General features: G+C 59.1%; 6 protein-coding genes. 5 read left to right on the top strand and 1 reads right to left on the bottom strand.

Annotation, left to right across the window (positions count from 1 at the left end):
• The 3 genes from WC683_18850 to WC683_18840 form a co-directional block, all read left to right on the top strand.
• Window positions 1-980, top strand: a 980-nt coding sequence (locus tag WC683_18850) for a hypothetical protein (GenBank protein ID MFA4974670.1), incomplete at its 5' end; no start/stop codon positions are given.
• Between the two features lie 94 nt (window positions 981-1,074).
• Window positions 1,075-1,719 (top strand): hypothetical protein, encoded by a 645-nt coding sequence (locus WC683_18845; protein MFA4974669.1) that lies wholly within the window; start codon window positions 1,075-1,077, stop codon window positions 1,717-1,719.
• A 28-nt stretch (window positions 1,720-1,747) separates the two neighbouring features.
• Complete coding sequence (locus tag WC683_18840; GenBank protein MFA4974668.1) at window positions 1,748-2,266, top strand: hypothetical protein; 519 nt, start codon at window positions 1,748-1,750, stop codon at window positions 2,264-2,266.
• Window positions 2,267-2,339: 73 nt separating this feature from the next.
• Here the strand turns inward: WC683_18840 and WC683_18835 are convergent, their stop codons facing one another.
• Entirely contained in the window at window positions 2,340-2,765 is a 426-nt protein-coding gene (locus WC683_18835; protein ID MFA4974667.1) for an FKBP-type peptidyl-prolyl cis-trans isomerase, read from the bottom strand.
• Between the two features lie 223 nt (window positions 2,766-2,988).
• On the opposite strand from WC683_18835, the gene WC683_18830 reads away from it, so the two are divergent.
• On the top strand, window positions 2,989-4,002 hold the full coding sequence (locus WC683_18830; GenBank protein ID MFA4974666.1) for a hypothetical protein: 1,014 nt from the start codon (window positions 2,989-2,991) through the stop codon (window positions 4,000-4,002).
• A 37-nt stretch (window positions 4,003-4,039) separates the two neighbouring features.
• Window positions 4,040-6,216 (top strand): ATP-binding protein (locus WC683_18825; protein ID MFA4974665.1); only part of this gene is annotated, 2,177 nt, incomplete at its 3' end.

Raw genomic sequence — 6,216 nt, 5'->3', positions numbered from 1 at the left:
CCACGAGACTCGGCGTGGGACAGACGCCCTGTTCCATGACGCGCCAAGGACTGACCTACAAGCAATTCGATCCGAACGATCCCCATGCGCAGGAACCGCTGGGCGTCCTGATCCAGACGAGGGAAAGGATCTCGCGCAAGGAATTCGTCGAGCGGCTCCCATTCGATACAGCTCAACCGATCTACAACCCGATTACGAAAGACATGCTCGCGATGCAGTCGATCGTCGACAACGCCAGCGCCGAGATGAAGCTGTTCGCCGACAGGGTGACCGGCGATTATTCGCAGCGCATGGAGGCCGCCTCGCGCCTTCGATCGTTTTTGGAGCCGCCGACGCCGGGCGTAACCCTGATGCCTGTGGAGGACTCCTTCAGCGACTATCGCAACGCCTTCATGGCAAGCGTTCGATCCGCCATGCTCCTCAATTTCCTTCTCGACGAATCGCATCTCGACGTGGCCAACCGGTTTTTCCAGGCAGCGGTCAATCTGCTCCAGGTGAACGACCACCCTGCAGCGGCCATGTTCGCCGAGGTCGCATTCGACCGGGCCGGCGTCATCGAAGGCGACGCAACCCCGCTGAAGGCGAAACGCAGCGCCTGGTACAGGGCCTTCGCGGCCAGGGCGTGGCACGGCTCGCTCGCCGCCTCCGACCCGTATGAGGTGACGAGGTTCAAGATAGACCGCGGACTCCACAACGGCTGGTCCAATGAGAATCCGCTCGTGATGATCGAGCTCTACCGGGCCTCGGAGAAGCTCAACCTGAGCCGGGAAAGATATGCGGAGGCCCTGGGAGACATGCTGCGAGCGGCGCTCCTCACGTTGGGCAGAGGCGGAAAAGTTCTCGGCGAGGACAGCGCATGGATTCAGAGCTCCGAGTTCGTAGGCCGCGCCGCAGAATCGGCCGCAAAGGCGGCCGGGGCCAAGGGCTCGGCGGAGATATTGAGCAACCTGCACCGCCGGATGACCGACGAAGCCGCCTGACCCGCCCTCCCGCGCCAACTTGTTGACAAATCCCGGTTTTCGGTCAACAAAGCTTGTATAGAAAACATAATAAACTGATTTGAAAGGAGGATTCATGAAGGGAATCGCGGTTATGATCTTCACAGCACTGTTGTCCCTGGCGATCGCAGCGCCGGCGCACGCAGTCCAGAGCTACAACAACCAGCAGTTCAAGTACGCCTGCACGTATCCGGATGGATGGAAGGTGAAGGAGGAGTCGGCCAAAGCGGATATGTCCTCTGCAGAGGCCGCCGCGGCCAAATCGATGGGCCTGGAGATGCCCTCCATGGCCTCCGCCTGCTTCGGCCAGAAGAAGTGCAATCCCGGCGATTTCAGCGCCGATCCCCAGATCCACCTGATCATGATGGAAGTCCCCAAGGCGAAGAAGGGCAAGGCCCAAAAGGAAACCGCATCTGTCGAGAAGAAGGATAAGAAAGAGAAAAAGGGCGAATCCAAGTGCGAAGTCATCGCCCAAGGCAAGAAGAGCTGGGCCGGCAGCAAAGCGCCGTACACCACCACGCGCTGCGAGGAGAAGAAAAAGTGGCGCTATAACACCACCCTCACCATGATGCGCAACCGCGGCGGCAAGAACTACAACTACACGCTGGACTGCACGATGCGCTCCAAGAGCAAGGACAAGGCCGAGTCGCTCACAGAGTTCAACCGCGACCTCAAACCCATGTGCGACGCGAACGTGGCGTCCACCAAGCTGACGAAGTAACAGGCGCACCTAACGGAAAGGGGGATTCATGAACGGCGAGGATACAAAGGCTTATTACAACCACACGCTCTTCACTTCCATCCTGGCGATATTGATAGGGCTCGTGTTCCTCTCATATCCAGGCGGCCCGATACAGCTGATCCAGCTCGCGTTCTGGTCGCTCCAGCTCATCATCACGGTCTTCGTGCTGGCGTATACGTTCTCCGAGGCTTATGCGAGCTTCAAATCCAAGAGCAAGTCGAGGGCGCTGCTGTACATGGCTCTCGGCATAGTCACGTCGGTGATAGTCTGGTTCTTCGATGTCAGCATCGTCTACATGATAGTCGCGCTCTTCCTGTTGTTCAGCGGGCTCGTGGAGATAATCGGCGCGGTCCAGCTCAGCAACGGCCGCTTCTTCCTGGCGCTGTTGGGAGTGCTCAACATCATCATGGCCGCTGTGATGTTCAAGTACCCGATCATACTCTCGGTCCTGCTGGCATGGTACATACTCTTCTGGGGCGTCTCCCGCTTCTTCCTGGCGCTGGAGCTCAGGAGGCTGGAGAGCTGACGTTCGAATGCTTTACGAAGAAAAAGCCCGGGAGAGATCCCGGGCTTTTTGTTTGCTCCCAGACTTACGGAGTTCACTTCACGCCGTGGAGCTCGACGTCGAAGATGAGGTCCGAGTTAGGCGGGATCGCCGCGCCCGCGCCGCGCGCGCCGTAGCCCAAGCTCGCCGGAATCATGAGGGTCCGCTTGCCGCCGACCTTCATCCCTGCAACGCCCTCGTCCCAACCCTTTATCACCTGGCCCATGCCCAGCGTGAACGTGAAGGCCTCGCCGCGGTCCAGCGAGCTGTCGAACTTCTTTCCCTTCTTGTCCCCTTCGTCGATCCACCCGGTGTAATCCACCGTGACCGCTTTTCCAGGGACCGCCTCGGCCCCCGTGCCGACCTCGACATCCTTGTATACCAGCCCGTTGCCCTTTCTCACCACATCCTCCTTTGCCGATGCAGTCGCAGCGATGATTGCGATCGCTGCAACAAATGCGATGACAGCCAGACGCCTCATCATTGTGCCCCCTTTCAGGACCATGGTTCCGATTAAACGAGGAGGCACATTAACCGCGCCGTGAAGCGGATTCAACGGATTTTTGAATCCAGGCCAAACCGACTCAGCGCTATTAACTAATGATATCAACCAGTTGTATCCAAGGGCGATTTCTCCTCCGCTCACAAATTTCCTAGCAACAGAAAGCTCGCCGTGCCGAAGAAGAGATGAGAGGAATACAAGGATGCCCCTGAGTCAGGCACAATTGGCGGATTTCTCAATCGGGCTCGGTTCGCTCATGTCCATGTCGGGCGTCTGCACGATGCCGCAATGGTCCAATACTTCGCTCTACTTCGAGAATCCGAGTCAGGCACAGCGGTACCGCATGTCGCCGATGGTGGCCATCCCCGGTTTTTCAACGAACTTCACGTTCAAGGGCATCCATCCGTTCGATCCTGCGACCCGCCCTGGAGACAGTTACGAGCAGGCGGGCATGCTCTCCGAAGCGCAGCGTTCGCTCCAGCACGCGATCAATTCCATGGCGGCAGTCTCGCTCATTTCTCCGTTGAGAGCCGAGGAGATAGAGAAGATCGCAAACAGCGATGACCCGAAAGATTATCGACCCCCGGCGACGATCTTCAAGAGAGAGGTCCATGAGAACCGATTCCTAGAGCGCCTCGAAGCGGCGGTAAATCCCGCCAACGACAACAACCCCGTCCGCAAGGCGAGGCTTCTCTTCCTCGCCTCGGAGTCCCTCGATCGAATGGCGGAATTCGACAAGGAAGCGATGCTGGCGGAATCCGCAGCTCACATCATCGAAGTCACAATCGAGAAAGAACCCGGTCTTGCTCACACGCTCGCATCGAGCGTGCCGGAGTACCGTGAGCCGGCGATAAGGGCGTGGCTCGATTCCATAAAGACATACCACGACTCCGGCAGGATCGACCGATTTCGCCTGAATCGAAGCATATGGAACGCCTGGTACTATGAAGACAAAGTGAACTCCATAATGGCGGAGCTCATGCTCACATCCTCCCAAATGTACGCCGATCGCAACGAGCCGATAGATGCCGTCGCGGATAGGCAGCGCTTGGTCTGGTACGCTTTCAAGGAGGGGCTCGACCCGAGAGGATGGCTTTGGCTCGCATCCTGGCTTTCCACGATCGCCGCCGACTGGAAAGAGATGGAATTCGACGCGCCGTTCTCAGAACTGGCCCGCAGGCTCGCGGATGACGCCGTGAAATTCTCTCAAATTTGATATTGCCGCATGGCTCATTCAACACTAAAATGCCCGCATGCGGATAAGGGACAAGCTCCTCTTCTCAACCCTCGTTCCGGTGATCGCCGTCTTCGTCGCAGGCATCTCATTCAGCTACGTCACGAGCGGGAAGGCGCTTGAAGAGCAGATAGCCGCGCGCGCCGAGAACATGGTGAAGGCCTACACGTGGCGGCTCGACGGCGAGATCTCGTCGCTGACCGTCATCGCCAAAGGACTGGCGGCTTCGGTCGAGGCCATGCGCCCCACCTCCGTCGAACAGGTCAATGCGCTGATCGAGAAGACCCTCCAGTCCTACCCCGCCGCTTTCGGCTCCACAATCGCGTTCGCGCCCGACAGCTTCTCGAAGGAGCAGCGCCTCGTTGCGCCTTACCTCTACAGGGGCAAGGAGGGGTTGGAGTTCAAGGATCTTTCAGACGAATCCTACAACTACCCGAAGTGGGAGTGGTTCACGATACCGGAAGAATCGGGAAAACCGCGATGGAGCGAGCCCTACATAGACGTGGGCGGCGGCGACCTCCCCATGACCACATACTCCCAGCCCTTTTTCCGTGACGGCCGGTTCTGGGGCGTCGCGACAATAGATGTGGCGCTCGAGGAGCTTACCGATGAGATCGAGAAGATAAAGGTCGCCGCCAGCGGCAGGGCCTTCCTCATCAGCAAGGAGGGGCGTTTTCTCACCGTGCCCGACGAGAACTGGAATCTCAAGCGCACCATCCTCGATGCTGCGAAGGAGCTAGCGAGCGACGACTTTGCGCGGCTCGGAAAAAAGATGATGGCCGGGGAGAGCGGCTACATACCCATGGTCAATCCGCTCACGAAACAACCTGTATGGATCGCCTACGGACCCATACGGGAAACCGGCTGGTCGCTGGGGATAGAATTCCCCGAACGGGAGCTCCTCGCGGAGATCGTGCGGCTCCACAGGAACATACTGTTCATAGCCATAGCCGGCATCATCGCCGTAACGGCGTTGATACTGCTGGTCTCCTCCCGGATAGCCAGGCCGGTGAAGCGCCTGGCCGAGAGTTCGCGCAGGATCGCCGACGGAGACCTCAGCGTGCCGCCGCCGGGAGCCGACGCAGACGACGAGCTCGGCGTCCTCGCCCGCGCTTTTCGCGACATGGAGGGCTCGCTCTCCGGAATGCTCTCCAAGCTCAAGCAGGAGCGATGGATGTTCGAGGCCTGCTTCTCGCAGATGTCGGACGGCATAGTCATCTTCGATCCGAACTGGAAAGTGCTGCAGTTCAACAGGGCGGCGGAAAACCTCCTCGCGCTGCCGTCGCCCGGCCCCTTCTGGGAGCACGTGCAGGCGCACTTCGACGCCTCCGTCCCGATCGAAAAGGTGACCGACATCTCTTCCATCGAACACGCCGCGTTCGAGCTGAACAGGCGCGAGAGCGACCATGCGGGCGAGCTCTATCTCATCGCCATCCTCATCCCGATCCAGGACGAAGAGGGAAGTACGGCGCAGATCGCCATGAGCCTGCGCGACATCACCGAGGATCGGGCCGAGGAGGGCTCCAAACGGGACTTCCTCGCCTTGATCTCGCACAAGCTCAACACACCGGTGACCGTACTCAAGTCGAACATCTCGCTCATGAAGGACGGGTTGCTCGGCGAGATGTCGGACAAGCAGAAGCGCCAGATGGAGGCGATGTCCAAACAGGTGGCCAAGCTCGCCGCGGTGATCGAGGAACTGGTCGGCTTTGTGACGATCGAGAACGAAAACCTCTCCGCGGCGAAAGAGGAGATAGACCTGCCCGCTTTCCTGGGCGAGATAGCGGCCTCGGTCAAGGATTCGTATTCCGAAAAAGAGCCCGAGGTCCGGATATCGGTCGACGCCGGCGCCTCGCCGATCTCTTTCAACAAGCAGTACATGGAGCTGATCTCTCGCCAGCTCATGGACAACGGGCTCAAGTTCAACATGAGCAAACCCGCGATCGCGGAGGTCCGCTGCGCGCGCGTAGACAGCAGGATCGTGATGGAGTTCTCGGACAACGGCATCGGGATCCCTCCGGAATACCGCGACAGGATCTTCGACAAGTTCTTCCAGATCGAGAAGTACTTCACCGGCAACGTGGAGGGGATCGGCCTGGGCCTGTCATACGTCAAGAAGATCGTGGATCACTTCGGCGGCAACATCGAGGTGCGCTCCACGCCGGGCCAGGGGAGCTCTTTCATCGTGAGGCTGCC

Source organism: bacterium (genome assembly GCA_041648665.1).
In the GTDB taxonomy this organism is placed as follows: Bacteria; UBA10199; UBA10199; order 2-02-FULL-44-16; family JAAZCA01; genus JAFGMW01.
The sequence above is the reverse complement of the archived record's forward strand: the minus strand, read 5'-3'. Positions and strand labels throughout refer to the sequence as shown.